This window comes from Lachnoclostridium sp. An76 (genome assembly GCF_002161355.1).
GTDB lineage: Bacteria > Bacillota > Clostridia > Lachnospirales > Lachnospiraceae > Mediterraneibacter > Mediterraneibacter caccavium.
This window is the reverse complement of record NZ_NFHL01000002.1, coordinates 453792-471106: the sequence shown is the minus strand read 5'-3', so window position 1 is coordinate 471106 and position 17315 is coordinate 453792. Positions and strand designations below refer to the sequence as shown.

Here is a 17315-nt window from a genome sequence, read left to right as displayed (position 1 = left end):
CGCTGCGCAGATCGGCATTCTGCGCAGCAGTTTACAAAGAACACACAGTATGAAGAACAGTAAGAAACCGAATAACAGAAAACTACAGTCAAAAAAGAAAAGAATAATAAATAGCCGTCTGACGGCAGGTATTATGATCGGTATTGCCATACTTGCCGCAGTGATCATAATCGCAGTATTTATGATGCAGCAGGGCAGACGGTCAGACGAGGATAACAGAGAAAGCAGTCTCGGGAACGGGATTTATATAGTATCTTCCGAACCATATACAGGTCCCTTCTGGGAGGATGGAAGCGATGCGGCGGTGGAAGATATATGGAGCCTGAAAATCGTGAATTCCTCAGATGAAGATATTGAGTATCTGAAGATACATGCGGCGACAGCGGAAGCGGAAGGAAACTTCGAGGTTACGGTCCTTCCTGCCGGCGGGGAGCTGATAGTGCTGGAAAGCTCGGCGGCAGCGTACCCGCAGGATGCGGAGGACGCAAGGTACGATGCGGAGAATCTGGCATTCTTTCAGGAAGAACGCTCTATTCTGCCGGAACAGCTGACTCTTTACGGACAGGATAACTGGATCAAAGCCGAGAATATCAGTGGGGAAGATATCGCCGGTGATATCTGTGTATATTACAAAAATCTGGAAGACGGAATTTTCCAGGGCGGGATCACATACCGGGCGGTGTTCCCGGGCGGCATGGCAGCAGGAGAGGCTGAGGAACAGGAAGTTTTGCACTACATGAAGGATACAAGTCAGATCATGTATGTGACTTATGATCAGGAGTAAGAGCATGAAGATATCAGAAAACTATATCCTGCGAGAGATCGCAGGCGAGTATATCGTCGTTCCTACAGGCAGCGCGGCGATGGATTTTAAAGGACTGATCACGCTGAATGACACAGGCGTATTTCTGTGGAAGCTGCTGCAGGAGGATGATCAGACAAAGGAGAGTCTGCTGGATGCGCTATGTGAAGAATATGAGGCGGTCCGGGAAGAAGCAAAAGCTGACATTGAAGAATTCCTTCAGCGGATAAGAAGCGAAGGGATGCTGATTGAATAGAAAAGGGCAGGAGGAAGGAAAATGAAGAAGCCATATCAGAAACCGAGGATACTGTTTGAACATCTGGAATTAGACAGCACGATCAGTTCGTGCGAGTACACGTTGACAACCGACGGGTGTGAGGACCCGAGGCCAGGCGATGGTTATTGGGATGCAGCTATTACAATGCCGAATCCTGAGGGACCGGGAACTATAATTCAGTTTTCTTTAAATAATGAAGTATGCAAGGCAAACAGTACATTTGAATGCTACAATGTACCGGCAAGCAATTATCCGTTATCATCGTTGTCGTAACAAAACTCTGGGGACCGAGAAATGATGTTCCAATCTCTATACCTAAAATGTGCAGAGTTGAATGTTTGTCTGCAGTTTCCTGAGAACTGGTATATTACAGATACTAAAATTGCCAGCTTATTTCAGGCATGCTCAGGTAATATAAATGTAAAGATACAGTTTTTTGAAACAGACAGTATTCCTGAAATTATCGGGAAACTTATTTTTAAAGATGAAGTACAATGTGTTTTTCAATCGTTAAAAAACATATGCTGCTATTGTGGGAATTATACAATAGCAGAAAGTGTTGATGAGATTAGAAAGAAGACGTTATACTGCAGACAAATTCGATTGTCTGAAAAACAAAATCACATAGCAGAGGTGTTATGCAGCTCAAATGTAGGAAAAAAACATACGGTTCGCTCCCTGTTGGTCTGGGGTGGCCTTCCCCATATCCTCGCGGATTTCAGGAGAGTGATCCTTCACTCTTCTTTGCTTGCATATAAAGGGAAGGCCATTCTTTTCACTGCGCCGTCCGGTACGGGCAAGTCCACTCAGGCGGAGCTGTGGCGTGTCCATCGGCCCGGCGCGGAGATAGTCAACGGCGACCGCAGCGTCCTTTCCTGTGACGGCGGGCAGCCATATGCCCACGGTATCCCGCTCTGCGGGACGTCGGGGATCACGAAGAACCGGAGTATGCCTGTCCGGGCGATTATCGTCCTGCGGCAGGGACCGGAAAACAGGATCCGGAGGCTCGGCGCCCGGGAGGCATTTACCATGCTGTTTTCCGAGTGCAGTGTGGCTCTGTGGTCCCGGGAAGACACGGGGACAGTGACAGATCTGCTCATCGGGATCATATCGTCAGTGCCGGTGTATCTGTACGCCTGCCGCCCGGATGCGTCTGCCGTGGACGATCTGGAAGCAGCGCTGGATCTGGCGCAATGAGCGAGGAGGTTGAAGATGAAATATATGGAGCAGGGGGAGTTCCCTGTCAGCAGATATCTGACAGCGAAGGCTGCCGCGCAGAAAATACCGGTCACCGGGACATTCGAGCTGACGTCCCGGTGCAACTTTAACTGTAAGATGTGTTATATTCACGGTATGGAAGATATGGACAGCCTGCGGAAGGGCGAACTGAGTGTGAAGGAGTGGCTGTCCATTGCAGAGGAGGCAAAGAAGGGGGGACTCCTCTTCCTGCTCCTGACCGGAGGAGAGGCCATGATCAGGGATGATTTTATGGAACTCTACGAGGCGCTGGCGCAGATGGGCTTCCGGCTTGTGATCAATACTAACGGTTCTCTGGTGACGGATGAGATCCTGGATCTGTTCCGCCGGTATCCGCCGGGGCGGATCAATGTATCCATGTACGGGGCTTCCGAGGAGACTTACGGCCGGCTCTGCGGAGTCCGGAGACGGGATCGGGTGGCAAAGGCCATACAGGATCTGAAAGCTCTGGGCATTTCTGTGCGTACGACGATGACGATTACGCCGTATAACTGTGAGGATATGCAGGCGGTTTACGAGTTCAGCAGGCGGGAGGGGACGCTCCTCGAGATGACGTCCTATATGTTCCCGCCGGTCCGCCGTGATGAAGGGATGCAGGGGGAGAATGCGGCGCGTTTTTCAGCGGCGGAGGCCGGCAGATACATGGTGGAGAAGGAGTGTATCGCTCTGACTCCGGAGCAGCGTCATGAGCGTGCGGTAAAGGTGACAGAGCATGTGAAGCGCATGGAAGAGATCCTGTCTGACCCGCAGAGGGAGAAGCCGGAATGCGGAAAAGGGATCATCTGTCAGGCAGGGCGGAGTTCCTTCTGGATCACCTGGGACGGCAGGATGAAGATCTGCGGGCTGACTTCGGAGCCGGAGGCGGACGTCCGGGAGCTGGGATTCGCTGCGGCGTGGGAGGCGACCCACCGGGCAGCGTCTCAGATCCGCCTGCCGGTGGAGTGCAGCTCGTGTGCCCGGGCAGAGCTTTGCCGTGCCTGTGCAGCTATGTGCCAGACCGAGACCGGGCATTATGACCACAGGCCGCAGTATGTGTGTGACCTGTCTGCGTCTATGCTGGAGATTTACCGCAGGGAAGCGGAGCGCGGGAGTGAGGTGTGACGGATGAGGAACGCACATCAGGTGGATACGGAAGAGTATCTGAAAGCTGTCAGTGCGCTTATCGCGGAGGGACGTGAGGTGACGGTTCCTGTCCGGGGCGGCAGTATGAATCCGTTTCTCGCGGACAACCGGGACTGTGTGCTGCTGGTTCCGGTGCCGGAGCGGCTGCGGAGAGGGGATATCGTTCTTTTCCGGAGGTCGTCCGGGCAGTATGTGCTTCATCGTATCGTGGCGGTGAGGCGGAGCCGGCCCGGGGGCCACGAACCTGTGTATTTCATGCGGGGTGATGCCCAGGAGATGACGGAGGGACCGGTGGCGCGTGCTCAGGTCCGCGCCCTTGCAGCGAGGGTCATGCGGCAGGGAAGATGGCTCACGGACCGTGATCTGCGGGTGCTTTTCTTCAGGCATCTGTGGTGCCGGAGATATTTCCCCCGCAGAGCGGCGCTGGCAGTATACCGGCTTGTGCGCAGGATCACTGCGGACAGGACAGCGGATAATTTACAGGACAGCAGATAATTTCTAAAGGAGACTCCGTGCCTGCCGGTTTCTTTCTATTTTTACACACAATAAAATCCACTGTACCTTTCCTTCTGTACAGTGGATTTTCAGCTTATTCCATCCATTGGCCTACCCTCCTTATTAAATTGATATCTATCTGAAACTATTTTTTCAAATAGTGTTTTCCGTTTGTAAATTAATATCCCATTGGACTATACCTCTTTTCTTCTATATTTTCAGGATTAAAATTAAGTTTTTGGTGGTCCGTCCTCCTTTTCTTTTGATGTATTTATAATACCTCGGGAAGCTGAAAATGTCAAGCTAAAATCAGATAAAAATATATAAAAATTGTAAAAAACTGAAAATTAAATTGTTGTAACATGAATAATTAAAAAACAGAAACGCTGGATAAATGGTTAACAGCAGGCAGCGCGGCGGTGCGGAAAATCTTTATCAGCTTATAAATAGCTTATAAACAGGATAGGTGCAGGTAGGGGATAGGTGCAGGGTAGGGGCTTTAGGAAAGGGGATATACAAATCCTGTGTATAAAGTTATACTGAATGAGACGGAGAAAATATGCAGAGGGATGAATGTGAGAAGAAAAGTTTTTTTGGTACTGACGATTTTATGGATGGTTTTGATATTTGCATTTTCCGCGCGTCCGGCAGAGGTATCATCAGAGGACAGCAGAAGCATAGGGCTCCTGATCGGAGAGCTTTTTATACCAGGTTTTGAGGAGCAGTCTGCAGAGGCGCAGGATCGATTTGCGGAAAAAGTGGATTACCCCATAAGAAAGGCAGCCCATGCATCGGAGTATGCGCTGCTGGGACTGCTGACAGCGGGCGCTTATATCGCAGGGGGAGCCGCTGATACGGGGAATGGGAATGAGAAAAAGAAAGCGGATACCAGCAGCAAAAAGAGGACGCCCATCAGCAGAGGGATATTGATCCCCTGGGTGATAACCACGGCGTATGCAGCGACAGACGAGATGCATCAGCTGTTTGTACCGGGGCGCAGCGGGCAGGTCTCAGACGTGCTGCTGGACAGCGCGGGGGCGATAGCCGGACTGGCGTTACTGGGAGGGATCCGGTTTTTGGTACAGAGGAGATGGGACAATGACGGTAAATGAACTGAATGAGAAATTTGAATTCCGGGATATCCGGCCAGAAGAGGCGGGGCAGGCGGCAGAGATCGAACAGGTCTGCTTCCCGCCGAATGAGGCGTGCACGGAGAAGATGATGCATGAAAGAGTAGCAGCAGTATCGGATCTGTTCCTTGTGGCAGAAGACAGAGAGACAGGGAGGATCGCCGGATTTTTAAATGGCCTTGCCACGGATGAGCAGGTGTTCCGAGATGAGTTTTTTACGGATGCAGGGCTGCATGAACCTCAGGGGGAGAACGTTATGCTTCTTGGCCTGGATGTGCGGCCGGAGTACCGCGGGCAGGGACTGGCAAGTGAGATCATGCGGCAGTATAAACAGCGGGAAGCCCGGCGCGGCAGGAAGAGGCTGATCCTGACCTGTCTGGGAAACAAGGTGGGGATGTATGAGAAGATGGGGTTTCGGGATCACGGCATCTCCGGATCCGGCTGGGGCGGAGAAGAGTGGCATGAGATGAGCTGTGTATTGGATATGAGCAATAGTTAATTTTATATACTGCCAACATAATGCCTGCTCAATTGTGAAAAGTGTCCCGGTCTGTTATGCTGAGATCAGCAAAGGCCGATGCGTGATCTTTAAAAGAGGAGGCGCTGTATATGCAGATTGGAGAAACAATACGGAAATACAGAAAAGAAAGGAACATGACGCAGGAGGAAATGGCAAAGCGGCTGGGCGTGACACCGCCGGCTGTCAATAAATGGGAGAACGGGAATTCTTACCCCGACATCATGCTTCTGGCGCCCATCGCAAGGCTGCTGGATATTTCGGTGGATACGCTGCTGTCTTTTCAGGGAGAGCTGACCGATGAAGAGATCAGGCAGATTATGAGTGAAGCTGATGAAAAATTTAAAAATCATTCTTATGAAGAAGCATTTGCATTTATCAGAAAAATGCTGGAGAAATACCCGAATTCCGAGCAGTTGGCATGGCAGCTGGCATTGATGCTGGATGCACACCGTATTTTCGGGGGAGTGAAGGATCCGGAGCAATATGACCTGTTTATTACGGAGTGCTATACCAGGGCGCTGGAAAGCAAAAACGAAGATATCCGGTATAAAGCTGCTGAGTCGTTATATAATCTCTGGCTGAGAAAAGAGCAGTACGAAGAGGCGGAAAAGTGTCTGGAATATATGTCCCGGCAGAATCCGGAAAGAAAACGGATGCAGGCGCTTGTTTTCGGGAAAACAGGGCGTGTGCAGGAGGCATACAGAGCATACGAAGAGCTTTTGCTTGCTGATTATCAGATGATCAGCATGATCTTCAACAGCATGTATATGCTTGCGGTCCGGGATGAAGACATGGAAAAAGCGCGCTATTACGTGGAAAAGCAGGCTGGGCTGGCGAGGCTTTTCGAGATGGGAGAATATTATGAGATTTCGGGAAGACTTGACCTTGCCATCGTGGAAAAAGATGAAAAGACAGTAGCGGATACGGCGGAAAAGATGAAGCAGAACCTGCTCCGGTGTTTTAAAGATGAAGACACATTCGGGTTTATGAAGGAGAATGTCCGCTGGAAGAAGCTGATGGAGGATCTTTAAATTTGCGGGCGCTTTTTGCGAGAAAGATGCTTCGGATCATGAGAAAAGGATCAGATGTACAGGATAGGACCAGAGGCACAGGATAGAACAGAAGCTTTCCTGTGCCTCGCCTGCATATGGGAAAAACAGAAATATTGAAAGTGTAAAAGCATTATGTTTTAAAACCGGATCCCTGTCTGGCGTCTTACTTCATCCAGCACCCGGATCGTGCCCAGGGAATATTTCAGATATTTGTGATCCACTTCTTTCTTTTCAATCAGTTTTAAAAATTCCTGAATTTCAAAAATCATATTGTTTTTCGCAGGTGTATAGGGCAGCTTTTCGATAGCCCCGCCTGTCAGCGTGTCGCGTGCACTTTCTCTGAGGCGGAGGCTCACTGACTCCGGCTTACTGATGTAGTCGATCATGATCGAACCGGCCTCTCCCTGAAGGACACTGGGGGTTACGGAGACAGCGATTTTTGAGTATACGGCTTCTGCTGTCATATCCTCATATTCCATGAGTACAATGCCGCTCCCATCGAAACCGTTTGATAATTTTGTGGAAAATGCTTTTACATTTTTCGGGGCTCCGAAAAGGCGCACCAGCGAATGGATACAATAGACACCGATATCCATGACCGCAGCGTTTCCGAGCTCCGGATTGAAAGCGTTTTGGATGATGCCTTCCCGGAAGCTGTCGTAGCGGCTGGAATACTGGCAGAATTCAAAAGTGGCGCGGCGGAGTTTCCCGATCCGCGGGAGGTTCTGTTCGATCAGGTCATAGGCGGGATCAAAGTCCGGGCGCATTGCCTCCAACAGGACTACGTTATTTTGGCGGGCGCAGTCGATCATGGAACGGACTTCCTGCTCATTGACCGCCATGACCTTTTCGCACAGCACATGTTTTTTGTGGTTCAGAGCCTTGAGCGTCTGAGCGCAGTGCGCGAAATTAGGGGATGCAACATACACCGCGTCCAGGCCGGAGTCCAGGAACTCATCGTAGTCTGTATATACCTGGGGAATGCCATGCCTGGCGGCGAAAGCATCCCCGGTTTCCTGCTTCCGGGAATAGACTGCGGAGAGCTCTGCGCCGGGTACCTGGGCTGCTGCTGCGCAGAAGTCATCGCTGATAAAGTTTGTCCCGATCATTCCGATTTTCAATGCCATAAAAATGTCCTCCTTTACGGGTAGAGTCTTACCCCTGAGCTTATTTTGCCAGATAGAAAAAGGCTTATATCAGAGCTTCGTATCAGCCGCGAGCCCTGTGCGTCAGCAATAGAATGCCTGTGCTGCACGGATCAGATAACCTGTGTCCTCTACGCCTGCTGTCTCGTATGGCGAGTGCATGGCGAGCTGAGGCAGCCCGATGTCCACGGTGTTAAGGGCGACCTGTGTGTTGGAAATGTTACCAAGCGTGGAACCTCCTGCCATGTCCGAGCGGTTGGCAAATGTCTGGACCGGCACGCCCGCTGTGTTACAGAGGTCCCGGAACATTGCGGCTGATATGCCGTCCGTGCAGTATTTCTGATTTGCATTAAATTTGAGTACAATGCCGCCGTTCAAATAAGGTCGGTTGGATGGGTCCGCCTTGTCCGGATGGTTGGGATGGACTGCATGGGCATTGTCCGCGGAGAGCATAAAGCTGTCTGCCAGATGGATCAGATAATCCTCCCGTGTGTAACCGAGACTGCTGTGTATCCGCGTGAGCGTATCGTAAAGGAAGGTGGATGCGGCGCCCTGTTTGGTCGTGCTGCCCACTTCCTCACTGTCCAGTATGCAGTATACGGCAAGATGGGAGGTTTTCTTTCCTCCAAGAAAGCCCTTCAGAGAGGCAAAGGCACACTGGAGATCATCCAGGCGCCCGCAGGAGATGAACTCCTCCGAAGCTCCCCAAATGCTTGCCTTCTGTCTGTTATAGAGAAAGAGGTCATGGCCCAGGATTTCATCTTTCTCAACTCCGGCGGCTTCGGCGATCATCTGCATAAAGGTCCCTTTTGCCGTGAGGCTGCCGTAGAGAGGGAGCATATCTTTCTGGGCATTGTATTTATAGCCGTTGTTAGCCTCCCGGTTCATATGGATGGCAAGATTCGGGATCAGCAGGAGATCCCGGTCTATATTGACCAGCCGGGAGCAGAGACTGCCCTGGCGGTCTTTGATGATGATCCGGCCAGCCACAGAGAGAGGGCGGTCCAGCCAGGGAGCGCAGAGCATTCCCCCGTAGCGCTCCACGTTCAGCCGGATATAATGTCCGTCGGTTTCCAGCTCCGGGTTTTCCTTGACCTTAAAAGCAGGAGAATCACTGTGGCTGGCGATGATGCGCATACTGTGGAATCCAGCCGTCGGAATCGTGAACGCGATCAGCGAAGCGTCACTGCGCGTGACAAAATAACCGCAGCCGGGGCGGAGCGTCCATTTTTGATTCTCGTGTAATTGTATGAATTGTTTTCCCGAAAGGATATTTTTTATATTGTTTATGGCATGGAAACAACAGGGGCTGGTTTCCAGAAATTGAGTGAGTTCAGGTAAAAATGAATGCGGCATAAGAGAAAAACACTCCTTTGTGAGATGATTTTGCGGAAAGGGGTCAGACCCCTCTTCAGAGGGGTCTGACCCCTTTCGTTACTGTTTTCAGAATATAATCTACATACTCCTCTGTCAAGATGAATTTTCTGTATCTTTACTTTCAATCCGCGGATGCGTATACTGGACATCAGAAGGAGCTGATCGTATGAGAGTGTTGATCGCGGAAGATGAGAAAGATTTAAATAAGATTTTGACGGACCGCCTGAAGGCGGAGCACTACAGTGTGGATTCCTGCTATGATGGGCAGGAGACTTTGGATTATCTGGCGAGCGCGGAGTATGATGCCGTGATCCTGGATATTATGATGCCTGTGCTGGACGGGCTGAGTGTCCTGAGGACGATGAGGAGGAAGGATGACAGTACGCCGGTGCTGCTCCTGACGGCTAAAGACAGTATTGAGGACCGTGTGCAGGGGCTGGACGCGGGGGCGAATGATTATCTGGTGAAGCCTTTTGCCGTGGAGGAGCTGCTGGCGCGGATCCGGGTGCTCCTGCGCAGGCCGGCGGAGACGCCGAAGACCTGCTACAGGGCTGCTGACCTGGAGGTGCACATGGATACCCGGAAGGTCCTGCGCGGAGGGCAGGAGGTGAAGCTTTCGGGGAAGGAGTTTGCGCTTCTCAGATACATGATACAGAATAAGGGGATCGTGCTGTCCAGGGACCGGCTGGAAGAGCACCTCTGGAACTTTGACTATGCGGGCGGATCGAATGTGATCGATGTGTATATCCGCTATCTGAGAAAGAAGATCGATGAGGGGCATGAGCCGAAGCTGATCCATACGGTGCGCGGAGCAGGATATGTGCTGAGGGATGAAAGCTGAGAATAGAAAAACAGGCGGAATAGAAAAGGAAAAGTGAGAATGGAAAATCGCAGCTGGAGAACAGACGGTAACACAGATGGGAGCTGGCAGGGGACATGAAACGGATATCTCTGAAATTAAAACTGACATTATTATATACATTTTTTATGGCAATGCTCACATGTGCGGCGCTGGCGATCCTGTTTTCCCTGAGCAGCAGGGAAATTTTATCTTCTGCGCAGTCGCGGCTGGAGCACAGGGTGCAGGAAAGTGTGGATGATCTGGATTATGATGACGGGGAACTGGAAGTGGGATCGGATTTCTATTCCGTCACCAGGGATGTATATCTGTCGCTGTATGACAGCGAGATGTATTTCCTGTACGGGAAGATCCCCCAGGGCTTCGATCAGCAGCCGGAACTGGCGGAGGGCGTGACCCGGACGGTAAGAGACGGGGCCCGGTCGTGGTATGTGTATGACCTGTCCTTCCGACTGACATCTGATTATACAGTGTATGTCCGCGGGATAACGTCTGTGGCAGATGCGGAGGAGAGTTTTACGGTCACGCTGCGTTTCGCAGTGATCCTTCTGCCGCTGATGGTGCTGGCGACGGCGGTGATCGGATACCGTTTTACAAGACGGACGCTGCTCCCGGTGCGCAGGATCACATCCACTGTGCGTGAGATCCGGGCGGATGCGGACCTGTCCAGGCGGATCGGTCTGGCTGGTCAGGACGGGGGAGCGGATAAAAAGAGGGCGAGCAGGGATGAGATCTATACCCTGGCAGCTACATTTGATGATATGCTTGGCGAGCTGGAAAAAGTATTTGACAGGGAAAAACAGTTTACGTCAGATGTCTCACATGAACTGCGCACCCCGGTAGGCGTGATCCTTGCCCAGTGCGGGGAAATGCTGAGGGATCCGTCCCTTTCGGAAGAGCATCAGGCGGAGGTCAGGCTGATCCAGAGAAAGGCAAAGGGCATGGCGGATATGATCTCCCAGCTTTTATTCCTGTCGCGGGCGGATCAGGGCAGGCAGCCGCTGAGCCGGGAGCTGATCGACCTGAGCGGGCTTACGGAAATGACTGTGGAGGAAGGGCAGCTGCTCGCGGATTCCCAGAGGCGGGGGATCCGGATCGAGTCGGAGATCGAACCGGGGATCGAGGCATGGGCGGATGAAACTCTATATATCAGGATGCTTGTCAATCTGATCTCAAATGCAGTGCGGTATAGTTTTGACAATGGGACCGTAACTGTGGGGCTGAAAAGAGAGGGGGCAAATGTAGTCGGGACTGTCATGGATCAGGGAACAGGGATACCGGCGGATTCGCTGCCCCATATCTGGGAGCGCTTCTACCGGGCAGACAGTTCCAGGACAGGAGAAAACCATTCCGGGCTTGGGCTTTCCATGGTGAAGTGGATCGCGGAGGCGCACGGGGGGAGTGTGTCAGTGACGAGCCGGCCAGGGGAAGGAAGCACATTTACATTCCGGCTCCCGGCGGGAAAAAGAGAAGAAAATTGAAAAAATCCGAATTTATTAAGTTTTTTAATCTTGTTTTAATCTTTCTCCCGTATATTCATATCATCGAAAACAAAATATGTATCATAAATGAAAGAGATGGAAGGAGAAAGATGAGTATGAAAAAGAGAGTGATCGCAGGATTAGCAGCAGTGCTGGCAGTTGGAGTATTTACAGGATGCGGGGCGTTTGGCGGCAAGGATATCGGCAGGGACGCAGCTCTGGAGGCAGCGCTGGGAGATGCAGGTGTGGATGAATCAGATACAACAAGGCTGAAGGTTTCCGAAGACTATGATGATGGAAGGAAGACTTATGAGGTCCGCTTTGATGCAGACGGAAAAGAATATGATTATGAGATAGCAGCAGCGGATGGCAAGATCTTAAGTGCCGACGTGGAAGTGCTTAATAATGGGACTTCCGGGCAGGGTTCGGCAGGCGGGCAGGGATCCGGAACGCAGGCAGGCTCGGCGGATGGCTCAGCGTCGGGGAACGCGGGGAATACAGCCGGTCAGGACCAGCAGACACAGAATGGCGCGGGGAATGCAAATGTGGCGGTGACCATGGAGCAGGCGATCTCGATCGCCCTCGAGAGAGTGCCGGGAGCGACGGAGAAAGACGTGAAGATCGAGCTTGATTATGATGACGGCGTATACAAGTACGAGGGGGATATCATCCACGAGCAGCGGGAGTATGATTTTGAGATCGATGCAAATACAGGCACGATCCTCGAGTGGAGTGAGGAGAGAGCATAGGAGAGGAGGATCCATCCGATTGGGATAGGGATATGGCAGCAGGCACGGACCAGCATCTGTGCCTGCTGTCCCTGTGTATAGCTCCGGCACAAGTATATGTGGAATGTGCTTACTGCGGCTGCCGCCGCTGTTTTCCTCATAAACGGGCGCTCAGCTCATCGGACTGCCGCTCGAAAAATCATGCGAGCATGATTTCCTCTCCCGCGCAGCCCGATGGCTGAACTGTTATGTTGAAAGTGCAGAAAACGTTGAAAATACTTGACGTATGCTATAACTTTTGGTATAATCTGAAAGATTCGTGAGTAAGATAAACAGTAAAAATACTCTCAGAATGGCGCAGTAGCCAAGTGGTAAGGCGTGGGACTGCAACTCCCTGATCACCGGTTCAAATCCGATCTGCGCCTCTCAAACAGCCCGGAAAGTCAATGGTTTCCGGGTTGTTTTGTTAATACAATAAATGAATGTTGACAGCAGAAACGGAACATGCTAAAGTGTAGAAAACCTTTGAGGAAGAGCAAGTAGCTTTAATGGACGCTTTACAGAGAGCCGCAGGCGGTGGGATCGCGGTAAGCCGGACTTGGAGTGAATGGGCTTCTGAGGGCGGACTGAAAGGATGAGTAGGCGAGCCGGAGAACAGACTCCGTTATCAAAGAAAGCATATGTCAGTATGCATGAGTGGATACAGATAGAACGTATCAAGCCGGGTGGCACCGCAGGAGTTATTTTGAAATTACAGCTCTTGTCCCTGCAAATGTATTGTATGGGACGAGGGCTTTTTGTTTTGCCCGGATCCCGAAACAGAAAGGAGAAATGCATTATGAAACTGGAAAATTATGAAGTACATCTCCCGAATTATTCTATCGGGGACAGGATTTATGACAAGATCGGACCGGTCTGTGAATCCTACGGGAAGAAGGTCCTTGTGATCGGCGGAAGGAAAGCTCTGGATGCGGCTTATGAAAAGATCTGTTCTTATGTGGAGAAAACAGATCTTCAGATCATCGGAAAAGAAATCTACGGGGAGAACTGTACATATGCCACAGTGGAGCATCTGCGCAGCCTGCCGCTCTATCAGGAAGCGGACATGGTGTTCGGAGTCGGCGGCGGCAAGGCGCTGGATACGGTGAAATGTCTTTGTATCACGGATGACAAGCCGGTTTTTGCGTTCCCTACGATCGCGTCCAATTGTTCTGCGTGCACATCGGTCTCCATTATGTACAATGAGGACGGGACTTTCCTGAAACCGCACTTCTTTATCAGGCCGGTGATGCATTCTTTTATCGATACAGAGATCATCGCCAAGGCGCCTGCCCAGTATATGTGGGCGGGGATCGGGGATACCTATGCGAAGTATTATGAGGCTGTGATCTCATCCAGGGGGGAGCGGCTGGAGCATTTTACAGCTCTGGGAGCAGCGGTGAGCCGTATGTGCCGGGATCCGCTCCTGGAGTATGGCCCGAAGGCGCTGGAGGATCACCGGAACGGGCGCTGTACCTATGATGTGGAGCAGGCAGTGCTTGCCATTATCGTGACCACGGGGATCGCCTCCATCTTCCTGACAAAGGATTACACGCCGGACTATAACAGCGGTCTGGCACATGCGGTTTTTTATGCCCTGACGGCGTATCCGGTGATCGAAGAGCGGCATCTCCACGGAGAAGTGGTAGGATTTGGCGTTCTGCTGGCGCTTCTTGTGGATGGGCAGGAAGAGGAATTCGAGAAGATCTACCGGCTGAACCGCACATTAGGGCTTCCGGTATCCCTGGAAGAGATCGAGATCACAGAGAAACAGTGGGAAGAATGCAGGAAGCGGATCCCGGATATGTCGGACGTAGCCCACTATCCATACAGAGTAACGGAAGAAATGCTGACAGAGGCCATGGACAGGCTAAAAGAAAGGGTGAGAAAAGATGCAGGCAAAGAAGAATAAAAATACAGCCGTGATACTGGGGGTGGCCTTTGTATGGTTTACCACACATTTTGGCGGCGGCTTTGCCTCCGGGGCACAGATTTACAGTTATTTTGTAAAGTATGGGATCGCATGCCTGATCCTGCCGGTGCTGGCGATGGTTTACAACGGCATCTTTTTTGCCTACAGTCTCCGCTTTGCAAGAAAGCATGAAGTATATGATTACCGGTCCTATAACAATGCTTTTTACGGGCGGTTTGCCCCGGTGTTCTCCAACCTGTTTGAGGTCCTCTATATCTGTGTGATGTGTGTGGCGCCGGCGGTAGCATTTGCGACAGGCGGCGCTACGCTGAGCACCCTCACCGGGCTGCCGTATCTGCTGTGTACGTTTCTGATCGGAATTTTTATCTTTGTCGTGGCAGTGTTTGGGACAGACCTGGTACGGAAAGTGGCTTCGATCCTGTCCATATGCATCATTGCAGGCCTGCTGATCGTTTATATTCCCAATATCGTGTCGGGGATGGACGGGATTTCCAAAGCGGCAGAGAGCATGAGATCAGCAGAACTTCCGCTGGGGAGCGCGGTCTACTCCGCATTTCTGTACGGGACATTCCAGCTGTCCAACATCGCTGTGTTTGTCCAGCACGCCAGGTCTTTTGAAAAGCCTTCTGATGCAGGAAAGAGTATGGGCGCCGGCATTGTGGTGAATGCCCTGATGATGGTCATGGTCGTCCTGGGACTGATGACCGTATATACTGATCCGGGTATGGCAGACGCCAGCGTTCCCACACTCTTCATGGTGCAGAACGGCGTTGGGGCTTCTTTCATGACTCCGCTGATCTCCCTGCTGATCATCCTGGGGGCAGTGTCTACTGCAGTAAATATGGTTGCAGCCATGGTAAAAAGGATCTGCAAAGAACAGAAGGAACCAACAGGAGCTGCCCAGAAGCCAAAGATCGGGAAAAAAGAGATCGCCGCGGCGCTTATCTGCTGTATCGTAGATTTCGGCATTGCCCAGTTCGGGCTTCTGACACTGATCCAGAAGGCATACAGCCTGATCGCTTACCTCGCGATCCCGGTCATCCTGATCCCGTATATTGTCCATATGATCGCGACCAGGATGGATACGAAATCCCCCGGGAGGAAACCGGATCAGTCGTCTTCTTCCAACTGAGGCAGGATAGCAGCCATGGATGCATCAAATTCCGCATCGGAGGAATTGTGGAACAGGATCAGGTCGTGCCCTGCGTCCAGTCGTTCCAGCGGCTTCGGAATGGAGAAGTCAACGGTTTTGATATACTCATCCCAGTGCTCCAGTTTCCACGTATCCCGGTCGGAATTGCGCTCGACCATTCTCTGGTGGCAGACTTCCGGGTCTGTCACCACCCAGATGATCACAAGCTTCGCCCCTTTTGTCCGGAGCTTTGTGCGGAAACGCTCCAGAGTTTCCTCGTTGTGCACCTCTTTGGTAAAGGGAGCGTTGATCAGCACAATGTCGTCGTATTCCAGGGCTTCCACGCCGATATCCACGATGGCTTCATATTCGTAGTCCCGGATATTTTCTTCAAAGAACGGGGAACTGCGGTTTACCGGCTCATGGGCGGCTGCAAATACCCGGTTGGACAGAGGGATCAGAGTGTCTTTGTCAAGATACACCACATGTTTCAGATTTTTTGCAAGCTGTTTTGAGATATAGGTCTTCCCGCATGCAGGGGGAGAAGTGACAAGGATCATTTTTTTCATAGTTTTATCACGGCAGATCAGCCGTCTCCTTTCCTGAAAATATTTATATGGGTCACAGTTTTATACGGACCACAGGGACTTCAGGAAACGGATCCCGCTCTCTGTGCGGAAAACCGTCTTCAGCACATGGCGTACTGCTTCGTCGGAAGCATGGTCTTCCGCCAGATTGACGAGGAAATCCGCTTCTACAAGGATCTGATGATCCATGTCCTGGATATGGCCGTAAGCGTGGCGGCGTATGTGCTGATCGTGATGTTTATCGTCTTTAAGATCATTGACAAAACGGTCGGGCTGCGTGTGCCTGCCCAGATCGAGCTGGACGGCCTTGATATCCATGAGCATGGTCTGGCGTCCGCTTACTCCGGCTTTGCCATCAATGACATGACAGGGATGGATATGGACGTCAATGAGAATACAGATCTGGGAGAAGATGATTATGAGAAAGCATCGAAAGGACAGGTGGATGCGGCAGTGAAAGTCGTCCGCCAGAAGACCGTCGTAGACGGTGTGTGTGACACCGGGATGCATAAGGTCAGCATCATCTGCCGCCTGTCAAAATTCGACGCTCTGAAGACAGCGCTGAATACGCTGGGAGTGACTGGGATCACAATGACCCAGGTAATGGGCTGCGGGATCCAGAAAGGAGCAGGCGAGAAATACAGGGGCGTAGAACTTGACGCAAACTTGCTCCCGAAGGTAAAAGTCGAGGTCGTGGTCAGCAAGATCCCGGTAGATTCGGTGATCGAAGCGGCGAAGAAAGCATTGTATACCGGTCATATCGGAGACGGAAAGATATTCGTCTACAATGTGACGAGAGTGGTCAAAGTAAGGACCGGAGAAGAAGACTATGCGGCGCTTCAGGATGTAGAATAATTATATCAAAAAGGGCATCATTAGAGTGAAAATAATGTATTGCTATTGTATGGACAATCGCGTATAATGAAGAAAAAGACATGTACGAGAAAGGAGCGTTGCTTTTATGGCAAAGTCAGCAAATTTATACGCGAGAATAGAGCCTGAAATCAAAGAGCAGGCTGAAAAAATCCTGTCTGCACTGGGGATTCCTGCTTCTAACGCTATCAATATGTTTTATAAACAGATCATCTTACAGAGGGGACTCCCCTTTGAAGTGAAACTCCCGGACAGAACGCCAACGGATATAAGTATGCTGAGAGCAGAAGAACTGCACGCAGAGCTGGAGAAAGGATATGCGGATATGAAAGCAGGTCGGACCAAAGACGCAAAGACGGTTTTTGCTGATATTCGTAAAGAGTATGGCTTATGATTTTTAATGTCGTCACATCAATACAGGCTGAAGAAGATTTGCGAGGAATATTTGAGCATATCGCTTTTGAACTCTTCGTGTCATGTACAGCGGACGCAACATTGAAGAACAG

The 17315-nt window shown here is 51.1% G+C and carries 19 protein-coding genes and 1 tRNA gene; 17 read left to right on the top strand and 3 right to left on the bottom strand.

The genetic code is table 11. The annotated features are described in order from the left end of the window. The first annotated feature begins 49 nt into the window (after nt 1–49). From B5G27_RS06320 to B5G27_RS06280, 9 genes are all read left to right on the top strand, one after another. Complete coding sequence (locus B5G27_RS06320; RefSeq protein ID WP_143449653.1) at nt 50–784, top strand: hypothetical protein; 735 nt, start codon at nt 50–52, stop codon at nt 782–784. Between the two features lie 4 nt (nt 785–788). Continuing rightward, nucleotides 789–1058 (top strand): PqqD family protein, encoded by a 270-nt coding sequence (locus tag B5G27_RS06315; RefSeq protein WP_087178062.1) that lies wholly within the window; start codon nt 789–791, stop codon nt 1056–1058. A 21-nt stretch (nt 1059–1079) separates the two neighbouring features. Continuing rightward, nucleotides 1080–1352: a hypothetical protein gene (locus B5G27_RS06310; RefSeq protein WP_087178061.1), complete on the top strand. Its 273-nt coding sequence runs from the start codon at nt 1080–1082 to the stop codon at nt 1350–1352. A gap of 408 nt (nt 1353–1760) precedes the next feature. Then, entirely contained in the window at nt 1761–2276 is a 516-nt protein-coding gene (locus tag B5G27_RS06305; protein WP_143449652.1) for a hypothetical protein, read from the top strand. Between the two features lie 15 nt (nt 2277–2291). Continuing rightward, nucleotides 2292–3437, top strand: coding sequence for a radical SAM protein (locus tag B5G27_RS06300; RefSeq protein ID WP_087178059.1), 1146 nt, complete (start codon nt 2292–2294; stop codon nt 3435–3437). Nucleotides 3438–3440: 3 nt separating this feature from the next. Further along, nucleotides 3441–3953, top strand: a complete 513-nt coding sequence (locus B5G27_RS06295) for a S24/S26 family peptidase (protein ID WP_087178058.1) — start codon at nt 3441–3443, stop codon at nt 3951–3953. A 575-nt stretch (nt 3954–4528) separates the two neighbouring features. Continuing rightward, the gene (locus B5G27_RS06290) at nt 4529–5065 is read left to right on the top strand and encodes a VanZ family protein (RefSeq protein ID WP_162611203.1); all 537 of its coding nucleotides are present in this window, start codon (nt 4529–4531) and stop codon (nt 5063–5065) included. After that, complete coding sequence (locus B5G27_RS06285) at nt 5052–5582, top strand: GNAT family N-acetyltransferase (protein WP_087178056.1); 531 nt, start codon at nt 5052–5054, stop codon at nt 5580–5582. Before B5G27_RS06290 ends, B5G27_RS06285 begins: the two co-directional genes overlap by 14 nt. Nucleotides 5583–5692: 110 nt before the next feature. Next, nucleotides 5693–6634, top strand: a complete 942-nt coding sequence (locus B5G27_RS06280) for a helix-turn-helix domain-containing protein (protein ID WP_087178055.1) — start codon at nt 5693–5695, stop codon at nt 6632–6634. A 158-nt stretch (nt 6635–6792) separates the two neighbouring features. Here B5G27_RS06280 and B5G27_RS06275 read toward each other — a convergent pair whose 3' ends face one another. Both B5G27_RS06275 and B5G27_RS06270 read right to left on the bottom strand, forming a co-directional pair. Next, nucleotides 6793–7782, bottom strand: coding sequence for a Gfo/Idh/MocA family protein (locus B5G27_RS06275; protein ID WP_087178054.1), 990 nt, complete (start codon nt 7780–7782; stop codon nt 6793–6795). Between the two features lie 102 nt (nt 7783–7884). Then, entirely contained in the window at nt 7885–9156 is a 1272-nt protein-coding gene (locus B5G27_RS06270) for a M18 family aminopeptidase (RefSeq protein ID WP_087178053.1), read from the bottom strand. 187 nt (nt 9157–9343) lie between these two features. Here B5G27_RS06270 and B5G27_RS06265 point away from each other — a divergent pair, with 187 nt between their 5' ends. From B5G27_RS06265 to B5G27_RS06235, 6 genes are all read left to right on the top strand, one after another. Continuing rightward, a complete protein-coding gene (locus B5G27_RS06265) occupies nt 9344–10018 on the top strand; it encodes a response regulator transcription factor (RefSeq protein ID WP_087178052.1) in 675 nt (224 codons plus the stop codon). A gap of 95 nt (nt 10019–10113) precedes the next feature. Continuing rightward, on the top strand, nt 10114–11517 hold the full coding sequence (locus B5G27_RS06260; protein WP_087178051.1) for a sensor histidine kinase: 1404 nt from the start codon (nt 10114–10116) through the stop codon (nt 11515–11517). 116 nt (nt 11518–11633) lie between these two features. Continuing rightward, nucleotides 11634–12266, top strand: coding sequence for a PepSY domain-containing protein (locus B5G27_RS06255; protein WP_087178177.1), 633 nt, complete (start codon nt 11634–11636; stop codon nt 12264–12266). Nucleotides 12267–12599: 333 nt separating this feature from the next. Further along, a tRNA-Cys gene (locus tag B5G27_RS06245) sits at nt 12600–12670 on the top strand. A gap of 413 nt (nt 12671–13083) precedes the next feature. After that, nucleotides 13084–14196: an iron-containing alcohol dehydrogenase family protein gene (locus tag B5G27_RS06240; RefSeq protein WP_087178049.1), complete on the top strand. Its 1113-nt coding sequence runs from the start codon at nt 13084–13086 to the stop codon at nt 14194–14196. Then, nucleotides 14177–15349, top strand: a complete 1173-nt coding sequence (locus tag B5G27_RS06235; RefSeq protein ID WP_087178048.1) for a YkvI family membrane protein — start codon at nt 14177–14179, stop codon at nt 15347–15349. The genes B5G27_RS06240 and B5G27_RS06235 overlap by 20 nt, the downstream gene beginning before the upstream one ends. Here the strand turns inward: B5G27_RS06235 and B5G27_RS06230 are convergent. After that, on the bottom strand, nt 15328–15918 hold the full coding sequence (locus B5G27_RS06230) for an AAA family ATPase (RefSeq protein WP_087178047.1): 591 nt from the start codon (nt 15916–15918) through the stop codon (nt 15328–15330). The two genes, B5G27_RS06235 and B5G27_RS06230, sit on opposite strands and share 22 nt — an antisense overlap. Before the next feature lie 126 nt (nt 15919–16044). Between B5G27_RS06230 and B5G27_RS06225 the strand changes: the two genes are divergently transcribed. Continuing rightward, entirely contained in the window at nt 16045–16791 is a 747-nt protein-coding gene (locus B5G27_RS06225) for a P-II family nitrogen regulator (RefSeq protein ID WP_087178046.1), read from the top strand. Between the two features lie 106 nt (nt 16792–16897). Beyond that, entirely contained in the window at nt 16898–17203 is a 306-nt protein-coding gene (locus B5G27_RS06220; protein ID WP_087178045.1) for a type II toxin-antitoxin system RelB/DinJ family antitoxin, read from the top strand. Nucleotides 17204–17315: the final 112 nt, after the last annotated feature.

Bases quoted from the DNA above. Each gene is read 5' to 3' on its own strand.
- B5G27_RS06320 (WP_143449653.1), top strand. From the start codon at position 50: ATGAAGAACAGTAAGAAACCGAATAACAGAAAACTACAGTCAAAAAAG.
- B5G27_RS06315 (WP_087178062.1), top strand. From the start codon at position 789: ATGAAGATATCAGAAAACTATATCCTGCGAGAGATCGCAGGCGAGTAT.
- B5G27_RS06310 (WP_087178061.1), top strand. From the start codon at position 1,080: ATGAAGAAGCCATATCAGAAACCGAGGATACTGTTTGAACATCTGGAA.
- B5G27_RS06300 (WP_087178059.1), top strand. From the start codon at position 2,292: ATGAAATATATGGAGCAGGGGGAGTTCCCTGTCAGCAGATATCTGACA.
- B5G27_RS06295 (WP_087178058.1), top strand. From the start codon at position 3,441: ATGAGGAACGCACATCAGGTGGATACGGAAGAGTATCTGAAAGCTGTC.
- B5G27_RS06285 (WP_087178056.1), top strand. From the start codon at position 5,052: ATGACGGTAAATGAACTGAATGAGAAATTTGAATTCCGGGATATCCGG.
- B5G27_RS06280 (WP_087178055.1), top strand. From the start codon at position 5,693: ATGCAGATTGGAGAAACAATACGGAAATACAGAAAAGAAAGGAACATG.
- B5G27_RS06275 (WP_087178054.1), bottom strand. From the start codon at position 7,782: ATGGCATTGAAAATCGGAATGATCGGGACAAACTTTATCAGCGATGAC.
- B5G27_RS06270 (WP_087178053.1), bottom strand. From the start codon at position 9,156: ATGCCGCATTCATTTTTACCTGAACTCACTCAATTTCTGGAAACCAGC.
- B5G27_RS06265 (WP_087178052.1), top strand. From the start codon at position 9,344: ATGAGAGTGTTGATCGCGGAAGATGAGAAAGATTTAAATAAGATTTTG.
- B5G27_RS06260 (WP_087178051.1), top strand. From the start codon at position 10,114: ATGAAACGGATATCTCTGAAATTAAAACTGACATTATTATATACATTT.
- B5G27_RS06255 (WP_087178177.1), top strand. From the start codon at position 11,634: ATGAAAAAGAGAGTGATCGCAGGATTAGCAGCAGTGCTGGCAGTTGGA.
- B5G27_RS06240 (WP_087178049.1), top strand. From the start codon at position 13,084: ATGAAACTGGAAAATTATGAAGTACATCTCCCGAATTATTCTATCGGG.
- B5G27_RS06235 (WP_087178048.1), top strand. From the start codon at position 14,177: ATGCAGGCAAAGAAGAATAAAAATACAGCCGTGATACTGGGGGTGGCC.
- B5G27_RS06230 (WP_087178047.1), bottom strand. From the start codon at position 15,918: ATGAAAAAAATGATCCTTGTCACTTCTCCCCCTGCATGCGGGAAGACC.
- B5G27_RS06225 (WP_087178046.1), top strand. From the start codon at position 16,045: ATGGCGTACTGCTTCGTCGGAAGCATGGTCTTCCGCCAGATTGACGAG.
- B5G27_RS06220 (WP_087178045.1), top strand. From the start codon at position 16,898: ATGGCAAAGTCAGCAAATTTATACGCGAGAATAGAGCCTGAAATCAAA.